Here is a 25,034-nt window from a genome sequence, read left to right as displayed (position 1 = left end):
AGCTTATGAAGCAAGAATTGTGAAGCCATTCTTCCGGGCTTAAGCTTTCGAAGCGGGAATTGCTTCACAATTATAGGAGGCGCTGGTCATGAGAGGCTTGTCCTTTCGTTCTTTTCTAACATCAGGATTAATTATCATCATTGGGGCAAGCCTTGCCTTGACTGGCTGCAGCCAACCGAATAACCGGGAAGAGGTATCAGCCGAACCCAAAGCGCCCGCCGTCCAGCTTAATTATTGGACCCCCTTCAGCGGAGGGGATAATCTGTTTATGACCGAAATGGTGGATCAGTTTAATCAGGAGCATGAAGATATTCAAGTCGTCCAGATGAATTCAAGGCTGGACGACTATTACTCTAGGCTGAGAACAGCGATATTATCCGGCAATGCGCCGGATGTCGCTGTCATTCACGCGAGCTCGCTGCCCCAATTCGTGCAGAACGGTTACATTGAAGATTTATCCGGGCCGGCAAAGGATGCCGGGCTGGATTGGAATGTATATAACAAAGCGGGTATGAAGGCGGTATCCTTCCAGGGCAAACCGTATGCCGTACCGATGGATACCCATATGCTTGTGATGTATTACAATAAGACATTTCTGGAGCAGGCGGGCGTTCTAAATGCACAGGGCAAGCCGGTTCTTCAAGGTGGAGAAGCCGGATTTACCCATTTTTTGCAGCAAATCAAGCAGGCAGTGCCTGGCGATGTCGCTCCGCTCGCCCAGCCTAGCACTCGTATCGACGCAGTCTGGCTGTGGTGGAGTCTGTACAACCAGATTCAAGGCGGCGGGAAGTTCTATAACGCAGACGGTACGCAAACGGCGCTTAATAATCCGGCAGCCCTGAAGGCCCTGAACTATGTCGAAGGGCTTTATAAGGCCCGGCTTATTCCGCCTAATATACCGGATGCGTTTAAGCTGTTTAATGAAGGAAAAGCAGCGGTTCTGATTACCGGCGTATGGGCGACCGGCGCGCTTGAGAAAAACGACGCGCTGAGCTTTGGCGTCGTTCCGCTGCCTACGATTTATGATAAGCCCGCAGCTTGGGCCGATTCGCATACGCTCGCGATTCCTTCCCAGCACGATATGCCCAAGGAGAAGCGGGACGCCGCGATGATCTTTATGAAATGGCTGGGCGAGCATGGCGCCAAGTGGGCGGAGGCCGGCCATATTCCGAGCGTAAGCGCGGTTATGGACACGGAAGCCTTCAAGTCGCTTGATTACCGCAGTGATTATGCCGCTGCGGCGAACTCGGTCGCCTTCTGGCCGAAGCATACCAAGCAGCATAGCTTTGTTGAAGACATTATCCGCCAATTCGAGCGGATGATTTACGGTCAGCAGACGCCGGAGCAGGCGCTGCAAGCAACCGAGAAGCAGATTAATCTGGATCTGTCGAAGTAAGCGGGGTGAGCGATGATGACACGACAAAGAAGCGTAAAGCAATGGTTCAAAAATCTGGCTCTCGCCCGCAAGCTAATTCTTGTTAACGTGCTACTGATTGTTGTCCCGCTCGGCGTCATCGGCGCATGGTCATTCTCGATTTTTGCCTCCAAGATGGAAGAGCAGGTCGGCAAGTATCAGCTGCAAATGCTGAAGCAGGTGACGCTGAATATCGACACCTATATGAATGAGCTCAACCGGCTGTCGCTGATGCCTTATCAATACCAGGAGATATTGGATTTTCTCGCAACGTCCAGAAAGCCCGGTGAAGCGTTATCCTTGCAGGAAATCGACGATTTGAACAATTTTGTCTCCAAGGTATTCTTGAACGGCCGCGTGGATATTATGGGCATTTCCTTGTTTGGCGAGCATGGCGCCTCTTATGTCGTGCTGCCGGAAAGCCAATATATGACGACTTATCAGCTTGGCGGCAACACGGAATGGCTGGAGAAGGCGAAGGGCCGGTTCGGCCAGCCGACTTTCATTACAACCCATGAAGTGAAATCAACGAGCGGGACGGTCTATCAGGTTTTCTCGATCGCCAGGGAGCTTCGCAGCTTCGACAGCGGCGAGACGCTTGGTTATATCGTGATTGACATCGATCCGGCAGCCGTGCGCAAGCTGCTCTCGCAGGTCAGCCTCGGCAGCAAAGAATCGCTCTATATGACGGACAGTGCCGGAGATCTGGTGCTGCGCAAGGAGAAAACGGCGATCTACCCTGTTATAGAAGGCTTATCGGAAGAGGGCGTATCCCATCATAAGGTGGATGGAAAAAGCCTGCTTGTCGCCCATGTGGGCTCGGAGGTAACGGGCTGGACAACCGTTGGCGTGGTGCCGGTGTCAGAGCTGATGAAGGACAGTCTGGTTGTCCGCAATTCGATTATCCTGATCGGCGGCATATGTATCGGGCTTGCCGTGTTGTTGTCCGTCTTTATCGCGTTCAGAATTACAAGTCCGCTCCGGATGCTGCGCTCGCTTATGCGCAAGGTGGAGCGAGGCGATCTGAAGGTATCGTTTCCCGTTCAGCAATGGGATGAAGTCGGCCAGCTTGGCAATGCCTTTAATATGATGGTGTCTCATTTAAGCGAGCTCGGCTACAGGCTGTACGAGACGGAAATCCGGGAGAAGGATGCGGAGATTGCGGCGCTGCAAAGCAAGATTAATCCGCATTTTCTATACAATACGCTGGGTTCGATCTCTATGTATGCCGAAGTGGAAGGCAACAGGGAGGTCGTCACCATGACCAATAACTTAAGCCGTCTGCTCCGTTACTCGCTAAGCGGCCGCAAGGAAATCGTGACGCTTCGCGATGAGCTGGATCATGTACAGGGTTATATGACGATACAAAAAATGCGCTACGACGACCGGATCGATTTTCGCCTTGAGGTGGATGAGTCGCTGTACAGCTGTCCGGTTATTCCGCTTATGATTCAGCCGATTGTAGAAAATGCGATTAATCACGGCTTGGACAAAGGAATCGGGGAAGGCCGGATCCAGCTGTCCTGTTATCAGGAGCAGGGGATGCTGATGGTTGTCATTGAGGATGACGGCATCGGCATGACTAGTGAGCAGCTGGGCCATATGCGCGAGAGGCTGGATAAAATCCATGATCTTGGCGGTACGTCGGGCAACGGCCTGATGAACGTTCACCGAAGGATCCGGCTGCATTATGGCGAGCAATACGGACTGCAGCTGGAAAGCATGCCGTTCCAGGGGCTGAAGGTCATCCTTGTGATGCCTATCGCTTATTCTATGACTGCTTAGGGAGGAGACTTGCGAATGCCTAACATTCTAATTGTTGATGACGAGGCGATATTCCGTAAAGGCCTGCGTAAAATCATCGATTCCTCTTCCGGCAGCTGGCAGGTAGCCGGCGAAGCAAGAGACGGATATGAAGCGCTTGAAATGGTGGAAAGTCTGAAGCCCGATGTGCTGCTCACGGATATCCGGATGCCGAGGATGGACGGCCTGCAGCTGATTCAAATTGCAAAAGAGCGATTTCCGAAGCTGCTAGTCATTGTACTCAGCGGGTTTGATGAATTTACTTATCTGCAGCAGTCGCTGCGGCATGGAGTCCGGGATTATCTGATGAAGCCCGTGGAGCGCGAGGAGCTGTTCAAGACGCTGAATAAGCTGGAGGCAGAGCTTGCTGCACCGCAGCCTGCCGCAGAGCAGTATGCGGCGGAGCCAGCCGATGCCCGGATGATCCGCCAGCATGTGAGCGAGCATCTGGTGGCTGGGCTGCTAAAGGGCTATGTCAACGAGAGCGACTTGGCGCTCCTAGCAAGAATTGGCGTGACGTTCAAGGAGCGGTATTTTGCTTGCATGATTATTAAGCTGGATAAGGATGCGTTGGAGAAAGAGCGGTATGAGAAGGCCGATCCAAGCCTGTTCCAGCTCTATATCCAGCAGATTGTCCAGGAGCTGCTGGATCAGCGTGCCAAGGGCTTCTCGTTTATTTTGTCCGAGACGGAGGTTGTCGCTCTTGTTAATCTGTCTTCTCCTGCGGCGGCAGAAACGGGAGATCCGCTATTCGAGCTGTCGGAGACGATTCGCAGGCGGATGATCTCCTTGTCCAGACTTACGGTAACCATAGGGCTCGGAAGAACAGTTGCCGGAATCAAAGAGATTCCGCAGTCGTTCCAGGAAGCGAAGATTGCCCAGCTGCACCGGTTAATTGTAGGCGGAGACCGGGTTATCAGTTATTCTCGGATTAAGGAAAGCGGAGAAGAGCTGGCATGGAGTCCGTCGCTCGAGCTTCCGCTTGAGCTCTTGGAGTCGTCCATTCGGGAAGGGAAGGCAGAACAAGCCGGACAATACGCCGCCTCCTTCATAACCATCCTGTGTTCGCAGGCCAAGAGTCCGGAGGTTATCCATCAGCAGATCTGCAAGCTGCTCATTCATGCTTACGAGGAAGCAGAGAAGCTGGGGCTTACCAACAGCTGGCTGGGCGAGCGCACCATCCAGGCCGTACTCTTGGAGATATGCTCGCTGAACTCGCGCCTCGAGCTGATGGACTGCTGCAGCTCTTATCTTGGGAAATTGGCTGAATGCGTGGCATACAGGCAGCGGAATGCAGAGCATGATCCCATCGAGAAGGTCCTGCGGTATGTGAATCAGCATTATCAGGAAGCCTTATCTCTTACCCATGTCGCGGAGCAGGTTTTCCTGAATCCGGCTTACTTGTCTACCTTGTTCAAGCAGCGGACGGGCACTTCGCTGGTGGAGTATTGGACCGATCTGAGAGTGAACGAGGCCAAGAGGCGTCTGGTCTCATCCAACGAGAAGGTGACGATTATTGCCGAGAATACCGGCTTTGGCAATATCCGCCATTTCAACCGCGTATTTAAAAGCGTGACCGGCCTGGCCCCCATTGATTACCGGGAACAGGCAAGGTCGGTAAAGGTTTAGGCTGATGCAGCCCTCAGAAGTTCTGAGGGCTGTTTATTTGTTCTATTTGGTTTGGAAATTTGACTAGCGCAACAAATGGGATTTCATCACGTCCAATAATGGGGTTATATGGAAGGGGGGGCTCTTTTGTCTAAGAAATCAAAATGGATGGCTGCTTGTTTAATTGCCGTGATAGTCATTTGTTCATTTATAGGGATTCGACGAAGTGGCGAGAAAGGAATGGAAAGAGCAGCACTTTCTCTAAACCAGCCAATGGCAACGATTGCCGACGTTGAGGTAATAGGGAAAAGGAATGCGATTGCATTTTATGAATGGGGAACAGACGAAGAGTATTTTGGCATTGCGAGATTAAAGAAGAATCTATTCGGTTGGCATTTTGATGGAGGTTCTACTTCGGTAACGCCAAAGAACCATAAGTTTGGCTGGCCTTATAGCGACCTGCGGGAGGAAAAGCCTCAATATGCGGGAATCTTTTACGGGAAAATATTTGACCCGGAAATTGAACGGATGACGTTAAAGGGGAGAGATGGCAGCGAATATTCATGTCCTATCGTCGAATATGGATCGGGAGAAAGATTTTGGTTCATTTTAATAGACCAAGCAGAGCTTTCAGATTCCATTGTTATTGCGTATTCCCAAAGTGACGAGATCCTGGGGCAGTATCCGAGCATATCATAAAAGCTGCAATTCGATTATAGAAAAAAGCTTTCCCATCGCTTCTATTCGGAGCGGGGGGAAGGCTTTTTTTGCTGGCCATGAGCTGACTAGGGAAGAAGCTGCTCCATCTTGGAGACGGTTTGTTCGTCTGCCGGCAGATTAATGGTGACGGTATAGTTAGGCGAATCCGATACGATAAAAGAAAGCTGGTTAAATTGTAAAATTCCAGCTTCCGGATGGTAGTTGATTTTCTTGCCTTCCGGGCCGTTCAGCACATCATGCTGCGGCCACCATTCCCGGAATTCCTCGCTAGTTCGCTGAAGCTCGCCGATCATCTCCATCCACCAAGGGTCGCCGGGAAATTTGCCGTAGCCGGCGCGGAACTGCGCAAGCCGGTGCCGGGCGTGCTTCTCCCAGTTCTCCCGAAGCAGCTGCCGGACGCCGGGCAGATGGAAAGAACGCCATACCGTGTTTCTTTCCCGCTCCGTCATTTCCTCAAATGGACCGTAGACGGCATTCGCGGCCTTATTCCAGGCTTTAATAATTAGGCGTTGATCGGTTATAAAAGCAGGACTCGTGCCTTGATGATCAAGGAAGCTTTGCAAGGTCTCGTTAATTCCATGCTCTACGGTTGTCAATTCCGATGGCAGCTGCGGCAGCGCAAGCAGGAACAAATGCTTCCGCTCATCGGCATCCAGCCGAAGAGCACGGCTGATGCTATCCAATACCTGCGTGGATACCTGGATGGGGCGAGCCTGCTCCAGCCAGGTATACCAGTCTACGCTAACCCCTGACAGCATAGCTACCTCTCCGCGTCGGAGCCCCGGTGTCCGGCGGCGTCCGCTCTCTTCCAATCCCGCCTGTTCGGGAGACAGGCGGGCACGCCGCGTCCGCAGAAACTGCGCGAGCTCCTTTAATCTTACGGAGTCATCCATCTTACGCCACCTTCTTTCTTATTCCGATTATCGAATGCTTATCGTAGGAGAACAACTCCTAGGATAAGGCCTCATCTTAATCTCTTATGGGATCCATTATACACTTTAGGAGAATTCGACATGAAGAGTAAGGTAGGGGAATGATATGAAATTACAAAGCGTATTCGGCCGCAGCGGTTTGCTTCTTGGATTATCGCTTGGCTATTTTATGGTGCTGTTGGATATGACGGTCGTTAGCGTTGCCCTCCCGGCTATCCATGCTGATCTGGGAGGAGGGATTATTGATCTTCAATGGGTGGTTAACGCGTATACAATTGCATTTGCCGGCTGTCTATTATCTATGGGCTTATTCGCAGACAGGCTGGGAGCCAAACGCGTTTATATCAGTGGAATCCTCCTGTTTCTTGCTGCGTCGGGCGCATCGGCGGCTGCCCCATCGGCAGGTCTGTTGATCGGATTGCGGGCAATCCTCGGGATCGGGGGAGCTGCCCTGCTTCCGGCTTCGCTTGCTCTGCTGGCTTATGCCTATCCCTCGCCGGCAGAACGAGCCAAGGCGCTGGGGATTTGGACTGCGGTTACAGGGGCGGCTATGGCGGCAGGCCCGGTTATCGGCGGCCTATTGGCCGATTCTTTCGGTTGGCGGAGCATTTTTCTTCTGAACATACCAATTGCCGGAATCAGTCTGCTGCTTACTTGCTTTCTGGCACGTGAGACCCCGCGTTCCGTGCAGAGAAGCCTCGATCTTGGAGGACAGATAACCGCTATTGCCGGTATTGCGGCTCTGTCCTTCGCTCTAATGGAGGGTCAAATCTACGGATGGCGTTCGCCTGCCATTTTGGGTTCGATGGGACTGGCGGTATTTTCCGCCATCCTGTTTGTCTTAATTGAAGCCAAGGGGACGGCCCCATTGTTTCCTCTGTCGTTATTTAGGAACACAACCGTGTCGGCCGGCTTGCTTGGGGGCATGGCCGTTAATCTGGGATTGTCCGGCGTTTTGTTTATATTGCCCTTGTTTTTCCAGCAGGTACAAGAGTTATCCGCTCATACGGCAGGACTTTCGCTGCTTCCCATGATGCTTCCTCTGGCCTTTAACCCGATATTAACCGGCCGAATGGTCAGCAGCTTCGGAGCAAAGATGCCGATGACAGCCGGATTCAGCCTTGGAGCAGGGGGAACGCTTCTTCTGGCTTGGACGAATCTGAACACGAGCTACGCATGGACCTTTATGGGCTTGCTCTTGATGGGAATAGGAGTATCTCTTGCCATCCCTTCTTTGATGGCCGCTGTGATGTCATCGGTGGAGAAGGAACGGACAGGTGCCGTATCCGGTGCTCTGAATGCCAGCAGGCAGATGGGGTCCGTGCTTGGAGTTGCATGGCTTGGCGCTGTTCTTGGCGACGGTCATAGGTTTATCGAAGGCATGCATGAGTCGTTTATCCTGATAACCGTCATTCTGACAGGAGGTGCCCTTCTCTCGTTTGCCGTAATCGGCAAGAAGAGCTAGAGGAAATCTGCCTATTGGCAAGTATCTTAATATAACACCTAATATTCCCAATATTACACCTCGTCCTGAAAGCACTTACATTTTAAGATGATAGATGCAACTAATCCTTGAACAGGACTTAAGGGGGAGTATGAATGGCACGAAGCAAGGCAATGCTGTCTGCTTTGATGGCGCTGCTGCTGTTGTTTACGGCGTTTCCGGCATACGCGGCGGATCATGACAATGAAGCAGTCAGTACGGTTAGCAGCGGGTCAGACAGCTATGTGCGGATTAAGAATAAATGGAAGAGCAATTACTTGTATGAGGGCTCGGACGGTATTGTCCGATACGGGTTTACCGCGGCTGATAACGGGAGTTCGCATTGGCTTATGGAGGAAAACGGCGGTGTGACGCGGATCAAGAACCGCGCAACCGGTCATTACATCACAATGGAGGATACGGATCAGCGCAGGGATCCTCTGTACAGCCGAAGCCTTGCAACCAGCACGGCGGATGATCAATGGATTATTGCCGATTCCAGCCGTGCCGGATACGTTATTATCAAGAATGCCGGCAATCCCTCGGCGAACTTGGTTATCCATCAGGAGGACCAGCTGGGATTCGCGGAGGTCAGCGGTGATATTAATATCACGTTCGAGAGCCCGCAATGGGCTTTGGAGCCCGTTGACCCGGCAGGTGTTCCCGTAAGAATCATGAATCAGTTCAAGGCTGGACAATATCTGTACGAGGATACGGAAGGATTCGTCAAATTTGGGGCGGCGGGCGGAATTACCGACCAGACAACTCACTGGTATATCGAGACGGCGTTAACGAAGGAAGACGGCAGCTCGGTGATCCGGCTGAAAAATCGCGCAACCGGACACTACATTACGCAAGGTGCCGAAGGCTGGATGCAGCTTCAAGCAACGGCTCAAGACGGCACGCGAAGCGAATGGACGATGGCGGATGCAGCTAGCGCGGGCTTCGTTACGTTCACTAACGTATACGCGGCTTCGGGGGAAACGCCTCTAAGCTATGTGCTTAATACCCAATTCCCGGATGATACCAACGTTCGCGCCAATGACTGGGCGCAGCCTTCGTGGGGAAGCGCGCAATGGCGCATTGATATGGCAACAGACGTTCAGCCCGTTCGGATAGCCAGCTATTCCGACGATCCGGCAGGAGCCTCTTATCTGTATGAGAATAACGGCGTAGTGCAATACGGGGCATTAGACAGCACGAATGCGGGCAATTATCTGTATCAGTGGGTCATTGAGGATTATGACGGGAGGACGCTTATCCGCAATGTCGCAACCGGCCATTATATTCGGAAAGGTGCGGGCGAACCAACCGATCCATTAACGGCGGATCAGCCGGCGGCCATTGATGCTTCTTACCAATGGACTCTGGCATCCTCCAACATCTATGACGATTACAAAACTATTCAAAATGCAGCGGGAGGTTATCTGCACAACGCCGATGCAACAGGAGCGGCTCAGGCGGGAACGATTGATCCGGATACCAATCCGGCGCAGTGGCTGCTTGCGGACCCTTCGGCTTCGACAGACGGTTCACCGCAATTCGTACGCATAATGAATGAATGGCAGTCCATGTATCTGTACGAAGATTTGCAGGGCAACTTAAAATACGGCAACCTGCGGGGAGAGGATCAGCGGGATCAATGGGTCGTGGAGCGGTTCCAGGGCCGCAAGCGGATTAAGAACCGGGAGACGAACCATTACATCAACCTGCAGAATGTAACGGATGGTCACATAAAAGTATCCGACGTGGAAGATGATTGGAGAAGCGCCGTATGGGTGATCGAGGATAAGGGCGGCGGTTCGAGGTTGATTCATAGCGTTCTTGATTCCAATGATGCGGAAGGCTCGCAGAAATACGTGAATCTGCAGAACCTGACCAAATATGCCGAGTACGGCATCATTAATCCGAACTGGGGAAGCCCGCGCTGGCGCTTTATTAATGTGCCGGAGGCAGCACCGGGCAACATTCGGATCAAGAGCAAGCTGACGGGTGGTTATCTGCATGAAGTTACGGAAGCCGGCTCGGACGATTTGGGCAAGTTGAAATTTGCTGACGTTCCGGAGTCCGATTCTTCATCGGTCTGGTTCCCGGAAGACGCTGGTGACGGCGTAGGATCGGTACGGCTGAAAAACCTCTCAACCGGCCATTACGTATCCATGGAAGGCGTAGGCGGCACGGTAGAACAGGACGCGCCGGACTTCAAGCTGCAAGCCGAAAGCATCTACCCGCAATGGGGCAGCGCCAAATGGTACTTGCAGGACAGCGCAAGCGAGGGCTATGTCAATATCAAGAGCGCATGGGCAGGCCATTTTGTCTATGAGACAGGCGGTGACGATGCAGGCTACGCGAAGGTAAGCAAGCTTGTTGCCGGCAACGACGAAGGGCAATTTGCGGTAGAAGAGGCAGAAGTGCCTGAAGCGCCGCTGCCAGCCGTTCCTGTCCGGATCAAAAATGCCGCAACCGGCCAGTTCCTGTATGAGAATCACGGCGGCGTCGTGTTGTACGGCGATGTGGCCGTTGATAACGGCTACTCGCATTGGCTGCTCCAAGGAGATAACGGATCTTACCGCATCCGCAACCGGGTAACGAACCATTACATCTCCGTTGACGACAACTACCGGTATATTACGAGCGGAGAAGGCGGGGCTGCAGCTGCAAAAGCGGACTGGTCCATAGAGCCGCAAGGCGCAACGTATCTTATCCGCAGCTTATACGGAAGCTTTGACGATGAATATATTAATGTGCAAAATAGTGCGGGTTATGCGGAACGCGGCTTGTTCCCGGCTTCCTTCGGAACGCTCCAGTGGAGCTTCGAGAATGCGCCGGAGCATTTTACAACGCCGGTTATGGGTGACGAGCGCAATGAAGTGACCGGTACCCCCATCTTTGACGATACCAACTTCGTGACGATTAGTGCTGGCGGTAACAAGCTTGCGAGTTCAAACGGCAATGCGGCGGTAACCGCAAGCTCCGGTACGGGCAATCCAAGCGCAGAATGGCTGCTGCAGGATTATAACGGCCGCAAGCTGATCAAAAACCGGGCAACGGGCAAGCTGTTGTCGCTGGATCTTTCGCTCAAAGACAGTGCGGCAATAACGGATGCCGAGCAATGGGTGATCGAAGAACGTTTGAGGCGTTACCTTTTGACCAACGCGGCCGAGAAGAATGGAGCGCTGCATGTGGATGGCGGCCAGCTTCAGTATAGCGAAGAAGCATCGTCCGCATTATGGAGCTTAACTCCGGTTGAGAACAAAGTGATCTATGAGGCAGAGAATGCTTTCCGCAGTCAAAGCATTACAACAGCCGTTCTTACGGGCGGTTACACCGGCACAGGTTATGCGGCAGGCATGGCGAGTGAAGGCGACCTTATTCGGTTTGTTGTAAATGCAGAGGATGCGGGCTCTTATGAAGCTTCCATCCGCTACCTGGCAAGTCAAGGCGGTGCTCTTCAATTAACCGTTAACGGTATTCCGGTTAATGCGATTAATATGACGGCAGCGTCCAGCTGGAAGGAAGCAGAGGTATCGCTTGATCTCCGCGCAGGCATTAATACGGTGACATTGCAAAAAGGAACAGGCGGCGGCAGCCTCTCCATCGACTCGTTGTCCGTTGAAGATGCGGTCAATCTTGCCTATCGCGGGGCGACGGTCCCATACGTATCCTATGAAGCCGAGCATGCGGCAACCAATGCAACCCTTATCGGGCCTTCGCGAGTATATCGCGAGATGGCTGCAGAAGCGTCCGGCAGACAGGCGGTTGAGCTTGGGGAGACCGGCGACTATGTAGAGTTTACTCTTACCGATCCGGCTAACTCTATCGTGCTGCGGTATGCCATCCCGGACAGCGCGGACGGAAGCGGACTGCAGGAAACGTTAGGCCTTTACGTGAACGGCGAATTCAAGCAAAAGCTGAATTTGACCTCCAAATACGCTTGGGAGTACGGCAGCTACCCTTGGTCCAACGATCCGAAGCAGGGAAGCGCGCACCGCTTCTTTGACGAGATTCATGCTTTGATTGGCGACGTGCCTGCCGGCGCAACGATCCGTTTGGAAAAGGATGCGGATAGCACGGCAGACTATTATGTCATTGATTTGGCCGATATGGAGCAGGTTGCGGATCCGTTAACGATACCGGACGGCTTCTTGTCCGTCGCCAATTATGGTGCAACCGCTGATGATGGCACGGATGATACGGCTGCCTTTAACGAAGCGATGGCAGCAGCCAAGGCAGCGGGCAAAGGCGTCTGGTTCCCGGCGGGTACCTTTGAGCTTCGCAGCAGCTTGCTGCATGTAAGCGACGTAACGATCCGCGGGGCGGGTATGTGGTACACAACCCTTCTTGGTGCACGGTTTATCGGGGATGGCGGACATATCGAGGTTTATGATCTGCTTGTGGACGGCGATTTGAATGTTCGCGATGACGAAGCAAGCACGCATGGATTTGAAGGCGAGTTTGGACCGGGATCCGTCATTCAGAATGTATGGATTGAGCATTCCAAAACAGGTCTATGGCTGACGCGTCTGAAAGGCAGCACGGGCTTCACCGACAGCTTGCATATGATTGGTATTCGGATGCGCAATCTGATGGCGGACGGCATTAACTTCTGCGTCGGAACAAGCAACAGCATGCTGGAGCAAAGCGATATTCGTTATCCGGGCGATGACGGTATTGCCATGTGGTCGGCAGAAGGCGTAGCCAGCGTGAATAATACGGCGCGGTTTAACACCGTATCACTTCCATGGCTGGCCGATAATATGGTTATTTTCGGCGGCAAGGATAACAAGATGACGGACAATATTGCCAAAGACACCATTACCAACGGTGCAGGCGTTGCGGTATCCACGCGTTTCAATCCGGTTCCGTTCAGCGGTACAACGGTGGTAGAGCGAAATACTTTGATCCGCACGGGCAGCTATGATACCGGTTATGGCGTCAACCTTGGCGCAATCTGGGTATTTGCAAGCGAGAAAGATTTGAACGGGACGGTATATATCCGCAATAACACGGCCCTCGACAGCACGTATGCCGGTTTGATTGTCCATGGCGACTTCGGGATTAACGGTGTCTCTATTGAGAACACGGTTATTGACGGAGCGGGTACAAACGGCGTGGATGTGACGCCTAATGTAAAAGGCTCGGTTATTGCCGATAACCTTATCGTTCGCGGTGAACGAATCGCTGTCGTTAATGATACGAACCCTGGCTTTGCGTTCGAGGAACTTAACGTTGGCTTTGCGAGTCTGCTGAAGCCGTTCCAATTCGTAGTAGGGGAGGATCGTACCGGTCCATTTGAGTTAGAGAAAGGGACTTCCGCATCGGTTCATGTCTATAACCGCAATGGAGAAGAAGTGACGGATCAAGCCATCATTACGACAGACAGCAATGACGTTGCTTATCTGGATGACGGAGAGTTACATGCAGCACGTCCCGGTACGGTGAGAGTCGCCGTCTCTTATAACGGCGCGACAAGAGTATTTACGCTGCTGGTTACGGGGAAAGAAGACAGTAATACCGGTACGAATCCTAATGGCAATTCGGGCGGCAACGGAACAGATGCCATACCGGCAGCTGAAAAGGCCGAAGACAATGATGCAGCCGTGAAAAACAAAGTAAGCGGCGGACATTCGCTCGTTACCATTGATGTCAGTGCTTCTGCCGCATCCGGCAAGGCCAAGTTTACGGTGAAGGCTTTGCTTGAGCTGGCTGCTTCCAAGCCGGACACGGTGCTGGTGGTGAAAAACCAGCAGGGCAGCTATACCTTCCCGTTGAAGCTGCTTGCCCAGATATTGAAGGCTAACGGTATAACCGATACGGCAAATGCGATCTGGACCTTCTCTATTCAGTCGCCTCCCGCCGATCTGGCTGCCAAGCTGAACAAAGAAGCAGCAGATCAGGACATAACGACGGTTGGCCATGCGGTTGACTTCAGCATTACGGTTCAATCGGGTGCGCAGACCGTTGTGGTTACCAGCTTTGGCGGTGCTTACGTCGAGCGGACAATGACGGTTGAAGACGTGCAGGAGGCAGCCCAATTAACCGTATTGGTATTCGATCCGTCTGCAGGTACATTTAGCCCGGTACCGGCTGTTAGGTCAGCGAAAGACGGCAAAACCGTTCTTGCCATTAAGAGTATGGGCAACAGCATTTATACCGCTGCTAGACTCGATCGCGCGTTTACAGATACCGGCAGCCATTGGGCGAAAGCGGATATTGCTCTTCTTGCCGGCAAAGGAATTCTGAATGGCGTAACCATGGGCAAATTTGAACCCGAACGCGCTGTCACCCGCGCCGAATTCGCGGCCATGCTCGTCCGTGCGCTCGGTATCCGCCAGATCGGAGAGGCGCGTACCTTCAAGGATGTAGCCGTTGGCAGCTGGTATGAAGAAACAGTTAGACTAGCATCGGGTGCTGGCATCATTAACGGCTATGAAGACGGAACCTTCCGCCCAAACAGCAAGGTAACCCGCGAAGAGATGGCCATCATGGCGGTCAAGGCACTGGAGCTGGCAACAGGCAGCAAGCTGGTTGCGGCAGATCTGAACTATAAGGATTCCGGCCAAATCTCGAATTGGGCAGCCGACGCGGTTGGCAAGGCAGCAGGGGCAGGTTTGTTAAAAGGCATGCCGGACGGCTCCTTTGTACCGGCCGGCAGCGTGACCCGCGCCGAAGCGGCCACGTTATTGAAACGCTTACTGGTATCTGCAGGACTATTAAATTCGTAAAAGAGGAAGACAAAAAAAGCGACCGTGCAGACCAGACCTGCACGGTCGCTTTTCGTTAGATATAACCTTTTTTAAAACCTTTACCAAAAGCAGGGAAATGGCAGGCGGCAAGGAATTTTCTCATAGAGAGGAATCAATTATCCTAGTCATGTTGAAATTCAGTAGAGTAAATGGTTTGATTGAAAATCCGAATGAAGAGGTGTGTATATGAGCATTTTAGGTCAGATGAATGTTGATGTGGTTACGGTATTTGTGGAGGATTTGCAAGGCACGAAGGCGTTCTATCAAGACGTATTTGGATTGTCCGCTGTATATGAAGACGATGTGTCTGCGGTGTTCAGCTTCGGGAATATGAGCATTAACCTCCTGAATATTTCCGAAGCATACGGTCTTATAGAGCCTGGAGCAGTCGCAAGCCGCGAATCCGGATCTCGCTTTCAATTCACCATTCGGGTGGAGGATGTGGATGCGGTATGCAACGAATTACATTCACGAGGAGTTGTTCTTCTTAACGGTCCGGTTGACCGTCCGTGGGGGGTACGCACGGCTGCCTTCACAGATCCGGCAGGACATGTCTGGGAAATTGCGCAACAGATTTGAGAGATTTATATGGAGACTTATTAATACAGCCCTGTCCGGCAACGTCATGACGTTACCGGCAGGGCTGTTTGTTATACAGGAAGGCGCGTTATTTCACCGAGACCCGGATAGAGGCTGTCTTGCCTCCAAAGGCGGCTTTAATTGTGGTGCTGCCTTTGCTGACCGCCGTAATTTTGCCTTCAGCGACGGTTGCTACCGATGTATTCGAGGAAGTCCATACGGCGCTATTTGTTGCGTTTGCCGGACTGCCCGTATAGTAGATAGCCTGCAGGCTGACTGTCAGCGTACCGCCGATCGACATCTGAGCGGATTTGCTGGAAAGCTGCAGCGATTTAAGCTTTGGCGTAACGGTGACAGGGACTTTAACGGTCTTGCCTTGATAAGTGCCTGTTACTTTGGTCGTCCCCACATTGATCGCCTTAACGGATGAAGAACCGCTAATCGTTGCGATTTTTTCGCTTCCAACGACCCAGTTCATCTTGGTGCCAATAGATACTTTCTTGCCGCTCTTGTAGTAACCCGTGACCTTAATCGACTTGGAGCGGCCCGGGTTGAGCTCGAGCTTTGTTGGTTCGACAACCAACTTGACGATCTCTTCTTCGATCTTGACGCGAACCGTGACGGTTTTGTTCAGGTATGTGCCCGTCATCGTAACGGTAGACGCTTCCAGGCCTTTGACCGTATCTTCCAAAAGAACGATATTGTCGGAGGTCGTTTTCCATTCGATAGATTCCGAAATATCGGCTTCTTCCCCGTTTTCATAAACGACGTTCACCTTTGGCAGAGCGGTAGCTTTTCCGAGGATAATGCTGAGATCCGCGACCTCTGCCAATAGCTTGATCGGCTTCAAATGAACAGTAAGCTTCACTTCAACCTTCAAGCCCTGCACGGTACCCGTAAAGGTTGTCTCGCCAAGCTGCTTGGCCGTCCAGACGCCGTCCTTGAGATCAGCGATTTCATTATCCGAAACCGTCCATTTCGCAAGCTTGGAGACGTCGATGCTGGAGCCGTCGAACGTAGTTGCCGTTACTTTCGGCAGTTCGCCTTCAATGCCTTTGAAGCCGTCAATCGTCGTTTTTTCGACGCTCAGCTTCGTGATGCTCGGATATACGGTTACGTCAATGCTGCGGCTCACGCCACGGTAAGACACCGTAATTTTTGTCGTGCCGATGGCCTTTGCAGTCACTTTACCTTGCGCTACTGTAGCGACGGTTAGATCCGACGAGGTCCAATTGCCATCGTTTGTAATGTCCGAAGTAACATTCGAATTGCTCAGTACCTCGGCTTTGATTTGCAGAGGCGCGTCCTGCAATTGCAGGTGGTACTCCTTGTCGGGAGCAATTTTGATGGATTGGTAAGGAGTCCGAACGACGACGGTGAGCGTATCGGTTACTCCCAGATGGGATACCGTAACGGTCGTTTTGCCGGCGCCGACCGCCGTAATGACGCCTTTGCTCACGGTCAGAACCTTCGTATTGGCGCTAGTCCATTTGGCATCGCCGGTCACATCCAGCGTCCCGCCCGTTTTTGGCACGGCGGTAGCTTCCAATTCGTAATCATCTCCGCCGACTTCAAGTTCCAACAGATCGTTGGCTGCTTCCGGTGTGATCGAGATGGATTTGTAAGGCGATGCGACGGTCAGTTTGATAGAATCCGTCTTGCCTTTATACTTCGCTGTAATGGTAGCCGTGCCTGCGCCAACTAGCGTGATTCGGCCTTTATCAACGGTAGCGACGGAAGAACCGGATGTGCTCCAAGTCGCATCGTCGCTAATATTTTTGCCGTCTCCATCGAGAGTGAAGACAAGCGATTCTCCCAGAAGCACATTATCTATAGCGGCAGGAGCGGCTTGGCCATTTTGCATAATGGTGACTTGATCGTACACATAATCCGAAGACGCTTTAATGGATATGGAGAAGCCTTTATAGGTAGCGGTAATGGTGGCCGTTCCTTTGCCTGCACCGCTTAATACGCCTTTGTCTACTTTGACGATAGAGCTGTTCGATGTTTTCCATGCTGCATCGGTCGTTACGTCTTTTTTGGATGCCGAACCGGATATGGACGCGAGAACGGTAAGCTCGACTTTGTCGTCCTCTACAAACATTTCCAGCGACGACGTGCCGCTATTGTAATCCGACTCCGCGTAGCTCCATTCGATGCCGGTTACCGTATCCTCAGCTGCATATACGGCTCCAGCCATGCTGCCCATGATCAGCGTCATGGCTAGCGCGGCAGCCAGCCATCTGCGGGCCAACTTGAACGACAGAATCTCTTTGCTGTTTTCTTTCACTACATCCCTTCCCTTTCCTTGGAAAATGTTACTTACTTTCATTGTTAACGGCATTTGAGGGGAAAAAATGAACCATAAACGCCGAATATTTTTTATATGTAAACATAAAAAAGAAACCGGAGGCCGGTTTCCGCTTTCATGGTGTTCGTCAAAAAATCGTAGAACAGATTCCTTGCATGGTATTTTTTTCTTACATCTCTTAACGAAAAGGGAGTAACTTTAGTTGCAAAGGCACATGGAAATAATAGGACTTCAAAGAGAGATGGGGATTCTAATATAAATCCAAAACTCATTTTAATTGTCCGTTATGTCGCAGCCGGATTAAGTTAACGAACAAGAAGCCATACAACAACGCAAAAGCTGTCCCATCGTCATTTCGGCTGACGAAGAGGCAGCTTCTTTTTGTTTGAGCTATCCTCGATTCGCTAGAACGACAATAGTTTCCGAGGCAATGCTGACGGGATCGAATGACCGTTTGCTCATTACCGCGGGCAAGAAGTCAATTCTAACAAGAAAAAAGTAAAAATAACGGCATAGGCAGCGCTTTTTCATTCTCTATAATAAAAACAACTTCACAACTTCCTACTATATTCTAAGAAATTCGAGGTGCTTATGATGGAGACTTCACCACAAGTGATGGGCAAGCTGGAGAAGCCGAAAAAAGTACGCTCGCTGCAAAGCGGAGAGACGCTTGCCGGCTGGCTGTTCGTGAGTCCGATGCTTATTGGCGTATTTATTCTCGTCCTGCTCCCGATTGTTGCGACAATCGTACTCAGCTTCGCCGACTGGAACTTTGTTCAAGGCTGGAAAGGGATCGACTGGGTAGGCTTCGGCAACTTCAAGAAGTTGTTCCATGACGATCAGTTCCTGCGCTCGGTGCGCAATAACTTTGTTTTCCTGCTGGCTGTACCGGTGTACATGCTGATCTCCATGGTGCTCGCCGTCGTGATCGACCGCCATGTTTATTTGAAAAGCTACTTCAAGGTGGCTTACTTCATGCCTTACATTTCGAGCGTCGTAGCGGTAGCGGTTGTATGGCAGGTTCTGTTTCAGCCGTCCTTTGGCCCAATCAACCAAGTGCTGCATACGCTGGGCGTCAGCAACCCGCCGAAATGGATCGCGGATCCGCATTTCGCGCTCATTTCCATTATGATGATCGTCGTTTGGACATCGATTGGCTTTAACATGATTATCTACATCGCCGGTCTGCAGTCGATTCCGAAGGATTTGTACGAAGCGGCGGATATTGACGGAGCAAACGGCTGGGTCAAATTCGCCCGCATTACATTCCCGCTGCTGTCGCCAACTTCCTTCTTCCTGCTCGTAACCGGCGTCATCGCAACGTTTAAGGTATTCGATATTATCGCGGTTATGACGCAGGGCGGACCAATCGGCTCAACGTCGCTGATGGTCTGGTATTTGTACGATACGGCATTTGTAAATCTGAAGGTTGGTTATGCTTCGTCGATTGCCGTTATGCTGTTTATCTTCGTTCTTCTTATTACCTTTGGACAATGGCTTGCACAGAAGAGATGGGTTAATTATTAATCGCGGAAGGAGCGGTACTTACATGGAAACGACAAACAGAGGCTTCAGCTGGCGCAAAGGCATTATAACCGTCATTATGCTCGCCATCAGCATCCTTTTCCTGCTGCCTTTTATCTGGATGCTGATCACTTCCTTTAAGTTGGAAAAAGATGTATTCGTGTATCCGATTGAATGGATTCCAAGACAATGGCATGCTATAGAGAACTATAAGGAAGTATGGGTGGGAGATTATCCTTTCTGGAAATACTATCTCAATTCTATTAAAGTAGGCGTTACGACAACGGTTATTTCGGCACTGCTCTCCTCGCTTGCCGCTTACGGCTTCTCGAAGATCAAGTTCAAGGGCAGCAACTTCCTGTTCCTGATTGTCCTTGCCACGTACATGGTGCCGGGGCAGGCGATTCTTATTCCGCAGTTTATCCTGTACCGACAGATCGGGCTGTTCGACAGCCTGTGGGGCTTGATTCTTCTTAGCAGCTTCAGCGTATTGGGTACGTTTATGCTCCGCCAGTTTTTCATGGGCGTGCATCAGGAATATATCGAATCGGCCAAAATTGACGGTGCGAACCACTTCCGGATCTTCTGGAGCATTGCTCTTCCGCTTGTGAAGCCGGCCGTAGCAACGTATGCGATTCTGCGCTTCATCTGGACCTGGAATGATTACCAGAACCCGCTGATCTTCCTTCGTACGGACAGCTTGTTTACGATTCCGCTGGCCATGCAGAAGTTCACTTCGCTTAGCGGCGAATTCTACTCGCTTATTATGGCGGCTGCCGTCTCGGCGATTCTGCCGCTCCTGATCGTCTTCATTATCGGACAGAAGAGTGTAATCGAGGGGATTGCGCTAGGCGGCGTTAAAGGGTAACGGTAATGAAAGCGTTAGCAAGAAAGTCGAATTTGTTGCAATTTAGGTAAAGATAGTTTCATCCTACCTTGATTGCCGCTCACTATAATGAAAACTATCAACATCCTAAACCTTGCATTTCAGAGAGGGGCATTTAGAAATGAAAAAGAGATGGGCATCGGGACTTGCGATTAGTTTACTGCTGACCGGAGTACTTGCAGGCTGCGGCAACTCGGGCAATGATTCGGGCAACAAGAACGCAAACGCAAACGCTTCGACGGAAGCAAGCACGAACACGGACGGCAACAAGACTGCCAGCGGAGATCCCGTAAAGCTTCGCCTGTATACTTACGGAACGGAGCAAGCCTACAACTGGAAAGCAACCCTTGATGCTTACCATGAGAAAAATCCGAATGTTACGGTTGAGCTGGTACAGCTGAGCGAAAAAGGCGACACGCAGGAATCGATGAAAAAGCTCGATCTTGCCGTAGCATCCGGCGAACAGATCGACGTTATGATGTTCAGCGACGCGGCCGGCTATGCACAACGCGTGGCGCTTGGAATGGCGGCTCCGCTAGATGAATTCCTCGCGACAGACGGCTACAAGGTAGAAGAGGACTACAAGGTTGATACTCATCTGAACGGCAAAGTGTACGCACTGCCTGGCAAATTCAATCCTTGGTACGTTCTTCTGAACAAGGATAACTTGGATGAAGCGGGTCTGGCGGTTCCGACGGACTGGACTTGGGATGAATATGCGGACTACGCGAAGAAGCTGACAAAAGGCGAAGGAGCAACCAAACGTTACGGCACGTACTTCCACGGCCCGCAAAACGGCGGCTGGATGGAGTACCTGAAGCTGATGATGGAGAATCAGCCGACCGGCTCGGAATTCCTGAAAGCAGACGGAACGTCCAACCTGGATGATCCTAACTTCAAGAAAACCCTCGAGCTTCGCGTAAAAATGGAGAAAGAGGATAAATCCTCGGTTCCTTATTCGGACATGATCTCGCAAAAGCTGGCTTACCGTAACCAGTTCTTTAACCAATCGGCAAGCATGCTGACCATCGGCTCCTGGATGAACACCGAAATCGGCGGAACGGATACATTGCCGCTGACCTTCCATGTAGCGGTTGCCCCATTCCCGAAAAACAACGCGGGCGATCAATCCGGCATCACGCCTGTAACAACCGACTATGTAGCCGTATCGGAAAGCTCCAAGAACAAAGAGGAAGCTTATAAATTCGTTCGCTGGTACACAACGGACGGCCAGGTCGTTCAAGGCAAAAACATTCCGGCTTGGAACGGAGTAAGCAACGACCAGGTAGCGGGAATTATCGACGCGATCCTGAGCGGCACGAAAAATCCGGAGCTTGTTGACAAAGAAAGCCTTGTAAATACGCTCGTGAACTCGAAAGCAACCGAAATTATTGCGCCTGCTTCCTACCAGGCCGAAGTATACAAAGCAATTAACGAAGAGTACGAGAAGCTGATCCTTGGTAATCAGGACATCGACACAACCGTTGCCAACGCGAAGAAACGCGTAGACGAGATTATTGCAGCGAACAAAAAATAATAAGGTATAATGAATATCCAAAGGGGACGGGAATGACTGTCCCCCTTTTCTATCTGAGGGGGACATCTGCGATGTACCGCATCCGGTCTTATTTTCACTCTGTGCGAGGGAAGCTCTCGCTTGTCGCTGTTATTTGCATTCTCATTCCAGCCGTATTAACGATGCTGATCTATAACTCCTTGACCCGCGAAGCCGTGGAGCAGCAGGCGAAGGAGAATGCGACCGATTCCATGCAGCTGGTTAACGGTTCTGTCAATAATCTGTTCCAGGGCATGCTCAACACCGCCAATTATTTTCAGGCAAATTCCGATATGAAGTCCAGCTTTATTAAGATGCTTAACGCCGAGCTTGAGCCTTACGATAAATTTACGGCAACCAACCGGATTATGCAGCAGCTCGAGACGCTGACGTATATCGGGGAGAAAAGCTACATCACGATTATACTGACCAACGGAGAGACCTTTACGAACTACTCCAAGGACGAAGTGAATCCGCAGCAGTTCCAGAAGGAGCCTTGGTTCAACAATCTGAAGCAGCTGACGGGATTGCAGTCCTATTGGGTGAGCACGTCGCCGACGATTTTTCCCTACGACCGGATAAGCAGTCCTTATCAAATCTCGGTTGCAAGAACGCTCCGGTTTGACAGCACAAGAATTTACGGCTACGTCATCGTAACGATGATGGAAAATAAATTCAGCCGCATATTAGGCAGCTTGAGCGGCAGCCAGGAGGTTGTGCTTGTAGACGGGGAAGGCAGGATTCTGTCTTCGCCCGATCCGGCGCAGGTTGATACCATGTTTCAATACAGCAGGCAGATGAAGGAAAGAGAGCCGCATGCCATATCTTCTATTATTAGAGACGAAGACAGGAAGCTCCTGCTGACAACCGCCGATCTGTCCTTTAATGACTGGCATCTGGTGGCAACGGAGCCTTATCAGGATGCGATTGTAAATATCAGCTCGATCTTTAACCGGGTATTTCTGTTCCAGATCATTTCCTTTATCGTCTTTCTGATGCTGCTGCTCGTCTTGATGAGGCAGCTGACGAAGCCGCTGATCAAGCTGGGGAAGGTAGCCTCGAGCGTGCAGCGGGGGAATCTGGAAGTACGGTCCAGTATCCGGGGAGCCGATGAGATCGGAAGATTAGGGTTTCTGTTCGACCAAATGCTCGACCGCATTAAGGAGATGATAGCCGAGGTATCGCTTACTCACGCGCGCAAGCGCAAGGCAGAGCTGGCGATGCTGCAGGCGCAGATTAACCCCCATTTTCTGTTTAATGTGCTTAATTCGATCCGGATGAAAGTGATGCGCGGCGGTGATCAGGAGAGTGCCAAGATGATTGCCTCCTTGTCCAAGCTGCTCCGGATGACGATCAGCCGGGATGAGGACGCTATTCTGCTGCATGAGGAGATTGAGCTGCTGACGCATTACGTAGAGCTCATGAACCTGAGGCAGAAGGAAGAAGCGCGGCTCGTAGTGGATGTGGACGTAACCTCGTTTGATATCAGGGTTCCGCGGTTTATCCTGCAGCCGCTGGTGGAGAACGCCCTTATACATGGCTTTAACCAAAGTGCCGGCACGATTCGGATAACGGCGGCGCGGGCGGAGCATTTCCTCCAGCTGGCGGTGGAAGATGACGGAATAGGAATGGAAGCAGAGGAGCTGGAGCGGCTCAGAGCGCGGCTGACGGCTGCGGGATCGGGCTTGGAGGTTGTGCAGGAGAGCGGGCGCTCAAGAGGTCCCGGAATGTCCGGGATTGGCGTGGCGAATGTCGCGGAACGGATGCGGATCATGTTTGGCGATGCCTTTCATATTACCGTAGACAGCGATAAGGGAACACGCGTTATGATGCATATCCCTATTCGAGAGGAGGGGCGTCCTCATGTATAAAGTGATGCTCGTGGATGATGATTATCCGGTAATTGAGCTGTTATCGGAAGTGGTGGATTGGAAGAAGCTTGGTCTTGAGTTGTACGGGAAGCATGAGAACGGACTCGCGGCATGGGAGCATGTGCAGGAGGAGATACCGGATATTCTCGTCACCGATATCGGGATGCCCAAGATGGACGGACTGGAGCTGGCGCAACGAGTCAAGAAATTGAATCCTTCGGTTCGGATAGTGATCTTATCCTGTCATAGCGAGTTCCAATATGCGCAGCAGGCGATGCGGCTCGACGTGCAGGATTATTTGCTCAAGGATCAGCTTGATCCGGAGGAATTGGTCGGGCTGCTGCAGAAGTTTAAGGAAGGCTTTGACGGCGAGCGGCAAATGCTGTCGGAACAAAACCGGATGAAGCGAATGGTGAGCGAGACGCAGGATTTGCGTAAAGAGAAGCTGTTCAGGGAATTTGTTCAGCAGCCGCTTATCTCCGGGGAACAATGGCAGCGAGACTTCGGGTCATACGGGTTATTCCAGTCCGGAGAGTTATGTCTGCCCGTTGCCGGCTTTATCGAGAGCTACAATCTGATCAAGAACCGGTTTGATTCGGATCAGACGCTGCATTTTGCCATCGGCAATGTGATGGAAGAACTGCTGGCCGAGCTGCCGCTCCGCGCGGTTCATATCGGCTACAGCAGCAGGCAATCCTTGTTGCTGTTCTCGTTTAAGCCGGGCCTCAAGCAAAATGTCTACGATCAGGTGCAGTCCAGCCTTCAGACCGTGCAGCGGACCTTGGGGCAAGTGCTTAAGATTCAAATGGCTTTCCTGATCGGAACGGGCTGCGACAATCCGCAGCTGCTCAAGCAGGCGTTATGCAATTTGCTGAAGGCGGATGAGCAGCGGTTTTATTTGTCCAAAGGGGAAATGACCAAGTGGCAGAAGGATGCGGAGCAAGCATCCGGCCTGCTTGCGAACTACGATCAGGCAGCCGCGGAAATCCGCGAAGCGATTATGGCGAAGGACGGCGGGAAAATCAGGCTTCTGGCCGGCAAATGGGAAACGCACATCCGCAAGGAGAAGTACGCCTCGGAGGAAGTGCGGGACTGGGTGCTGAAGCTTCTGATCGATATGAGACTGAAGCTGCATGCCATGCTGCTAGCGTCTCAGACCCTAACCGCTGAGAAGCTGCATAAGGAAATTGTGTATTTCGACTCGTTATGGGGGTTGTTTGAGTGGTTCCATACCCAGCTCCAGTCGTACATTACCGCCAGAGAAGAGTCACTGCCGGTCAGCAAACGCCGGGAAGTGCCGGAAGCCTGCAAATATGTATCGATGAATCTGGGCAAACGGATTACGCTCGAGGAAGTAGCCGCTCATCTGCACATGAATCCGAGTTATTTCAGCCGCTTCTTCAAGAAGGAGACGGGCCTGACCTTTATTGAGTACGTGACCGATCAGAAGATCGAACGCGCCAAGGAATTGCTTGATCAGACCAATTATTACGTAAGCGAGATTTGCGAGATGCTGGGTTACGATAACCAGAGTTATTTTATAAAGACATTCAAGACGCAGACCGGCTTAACACCAACGGAATACCGCGGTTAGGGGGAGTG

General features: G+C 51.6%; 14 protein-coding genes. 12 read left to right on the top strand and 2 right to left on the bottom strand.

Features of this window, described 5'->3' with window-relative positions; translation table 11 throughout:
* Window positions 1-88 precede the first annotated feature (88 nt).
* From M3194_RS04380 to M3194_RS04365, 4 genes are all read left to right on the top strand, one after another.
* Window positions 89-1,396 carry an extracellular solute-binding protein gene (locus M3194_RS04380; protein ID WP_251651824.1) on the top strand — a complete coding sequence of 436 codons (1,308 nt, stop codon included), beginning with the start codon at window positions 89-91 and terminating at the stop codon, window positions 1,394-1,396.
* 12 nt (window positions 1,397-1,408) lie between these two features.
* Complete coding sequence (locus M3194_RS04375) at window positions 1,409-3,199, top strand: cache domain-containing sensor histidine kinase (RefSeq protein WP_251651822.1); 1,791 nt, start codon at window positions 1,409-1,411, stop codon at window positions 3,197-3,199.
* A gap of 15 nt (window positions 3,200-3,214) precedes the next feature.
* Window positions 3,215-4,846: a response regulator gene (locus M3194_RS04370; RefSeq protein WP_251651820.1), complete on the top strand. Its 1,632-nt coding sequence runs from the start codon at window positions 3,215-3,217 to the stop codon at window positions 4,844-4,846.
* Between the two features lie 126 nt (window positions 4,847-4,972).
* Window positions 4,973-5,524 carry a hypothetical protein gene (locus tag M3194_RS04365; protein WP_251651818.1) on the top strand — a complete coding sequence of 184 codons (552 nt, stop codon included), beginning with the start codon at window positions 4,973-4,975 and terminating at the stop codon, window positions 5,522-5,524.
* An 86-nt stretch (window positions 5,525-5,610) separates the two neighbouring features.
* On the opposite strand, the gene M3194_RS04360 is transcribed toward M3194_RS04365, so the two are convergent.
* Window positions 5,611-6,438, bottom strand: a complete 828-nt coding sequence (locus tag M3194_RS04360) for a helix-turn-helix transcriptional regulator (protein WP_251651816.1) — start codon at window positions 6,436-6,438, stop codon at window positions 5,611-5,613.
* Window positions 6,439-6,583: 145 nt separating this feature from the next.
* Between M3194_RS04360 and M3194_RS04355 the strand changes: the two genes are divergently transcribed.
* The 3 genes from M3194_RS04355 (at window position 6,584) to M3194_RS04345 (ending at window position 15,285) form a co-directional block, all read left to right on the top strand.
* Window positions 6,584-7,942 carry an MFS transporter gene (locus M3194_RS04355; protein ID WP_251651814.1) on the top strand — a complete coding sequence of 453 codons (1,359 nt, stop codon included), beginning with the start codon at window positions 6,584-6,586 and terminating at the stop codon, window positions 7,940-7,942.
* A 134-nt stretch (window positions 7,943-8,076) separates the two neighbouring features.
* Window positions 8,077-14,685: an S-layer homology domain-containing protein gene (locus tag M3194_RS04350; protein WP_251651812.1), complete on the top strand. Its 6,609-nt coding sequence runs from the start codon at window positions 8,077-8,079 to the stop codon at window positions 14,683-14,685.
* A 207-nt stretch (window positions 14,686-14,892) separates the two neighbouring features.
* Window positions 14,893-15,285: a VOC family protein gene (locus tag M3194_RS04345; RefSeq protein ID WP_251651810.1), complete on the top strand. Its 393-nt coding sequence runs from the start codon at window positions 14,893-14,895 to the stop codon at window positions 15,283-15,285.
* Window positions 15,286-15,373: 88 nt separating this feature from the next.
* Here M3194_RS04345 and M3194_RS04340 read toward each other — a convergent pair whose 3' ends face one another.
* Entirely contained in the window at window positions 15,374-17,575 is a 2,202-nt protein-coding gene (locus M3194_RS04340) for an Ig-like domain-containing protein (protein ID WP_251651808.1), read from the bottom strand.
* A gap of 615 nt (window positions 17,576-18,190) precedes the next feature.
* Between M3194_RS04340 and M3194_RS04335 the strand changes: the two genes are divergently transcribed.
* The 5 genes from M3194_RS04335 to M3194_RS04315 all read left to right on the top strand — a co-directional run bounded on the left by M3194_RS04335 (window position 18,191) and on the right by M3194_RS04315 (window position 25,026).
* On the top strand, window positions 18,191-19,123 hold the full coding sequence (locus tag M3194_RS04335) for a carbohydrate ABC transporter permease (RefSeq protein WP_251652136.1): 933 nt from the start codon (window positions 18,191-18,193) through the stop codon (window positions 19,121-19,123).
* A 22-nt stretch (window positions 19,124-19,145) separates the two neighbouring features.
* Window positions 19,146-19,988, top strand: a complete 843-nt coding sequence (locus M3194_RS04330; RefSeq protein ID WP_251651806.1) for a carbohydrate ABC transporter permease — start codon at window positions 19,146-19,148, stop codon at window positions 19,986-19,988.
* A 139-nt stretch (window positions 19,989-20,127) separates the two neighbouring features.
* Window positions 20,128-21,543 (top strand): ABC transporter substrate-binding protein, encoded by a 1,416-nt coding sequence (locus M3194_RS04325; RefSeq protein ID WP_251651803.1) that lies wholly within the window; start codon window positions 20,128-20,130, stop codon window positions 21,541-21,543.
* Window positions 21,544-21,614: 71 nt separating this feature from the next.
* Complete coding sequence (locus M3194_RS04320) at window positions 21,615-23,432, top strand: sensor histidine kinase (protein ID WP_251651801.1); 1,818 nt, start codon at window positions 21,615-21,617, stop codon at window positions 23,430-23,432.
* Window positions 23,425-25,026, top strand: coding sequence for a response regulator transcription factor (locus M3194_RS04315; protein ID WP_251651799.1), 1,602 nt, complete (start codon window positions 23,425-23,427; stop codon window positions 25,024-25,026). The genes M3194_RS04320 and M3194_RS04315 overlap by 8 nt, the downstream gene beginning before the upstream one ends.
* The last annotated feature ends 8 nt before the right edge of the window (window positions 25,027-25,034 follow it).

This window comes from Paenibacillus glycanilyticus, from assembly GCF_023715145.1.
GTDB classification, from domain to species: domain Bacteria; phylum Bacillota; class Bacilli; order Paenibacillales; family Paenibacillaceae; genus Pristimantibacillus; species Pristimantibacillus glycanilyticus_A.
This window is presented reverse-complemented; position numbering and strand designations above follow the sequence as displayed.

Excerpts from the sequence above, each read along its gene's own strand:
- M3194_RS04380 (WP_251651824.1), top strand. The coding sequence starts at position 89 with ATGAGAGGCTTGTCCTTTCGTTCTTTTCTAACATCAGGATTAATTATC.
- M3194_RS04375 (WP_251651822.1), top strand. The coding sequence starts at position 1,409 with ATGATGACACGACAAAGAAGCGTAAAGCAATGGTTCAAAAATCTGGCT.
- M3194_RS04370 (WP_251651820.1), top strand. The coding sequence starts at position 3,215 with ATGCCTAACATTCTAATTGTTGATGACGAGGCGATATTCCGTAAAGGC.
- M3194_RS04360 (WP_251651816.1), bottom strand. The coding sequence starts at position 6,438 with ATGGATGACTCCGTAAGATTAAAGGAGCTCGCGCAGTTTCTGCGGACG.
- M3194_RS04355 (WP_251651814.1), top strand. The coding sequence starts at position 6,584 with ATGAAATTACAAAGCGTATTCGGCCGCAGCGGTTTGCTTCTTGGATTA.
- M3194_RS04350 (WP_251651812.1), top strand. The coding sequence starts at position 8,077 with ATGGCACGAAGCAAGGCAATGCTGTCTGCTTTGATGGCGCTGCTGCTG.
- M3194_RS04345 (WP_251651810.1), top strand. The coding sequence starts at position 14,893 with ATGAGCATTTTAGGTCAGATGAATGTTGATGTGGTTACGGTATTTGTG.
- M3194_RS04335 (WP_251652136.1), top strand. The coding sequence starts at position 18,191 with ATGGAGACTTCACCACAAGTGATGGGCAAGCTGGAGAAGCCGAAAAAA.
- M3194_RS04330 (WP_251651806.1), top strand. The coding sequence starts at position 19,146 with ATGGAAACGACAAACAGAGGCTTCAGCTGGCGCAAAGGCATTATAACC.
- M3194_RS04325 (WP_251651803.1), top strand. The coding sequence starts at position 20,128 with ATGAAAAAGAGATGGGCATCGGGACTTGCGATTAGTTTACTGCTGACC.
- M3194_RS04320 (WP_251651801.1), top strand. The coding sequence starts at position 21,615 with ATGTACCGCATCCGGTCTTATTTTCACTCTGTGCGAGGGAAGCTCTCG.
- M3194_RS04315 (WP_251651799.1), top strand. The coding sequence starts at position 23,425 with ATGTATAAAGTGATGCTCGTGGATGATGATTATCCGGTAATTGAGCTG.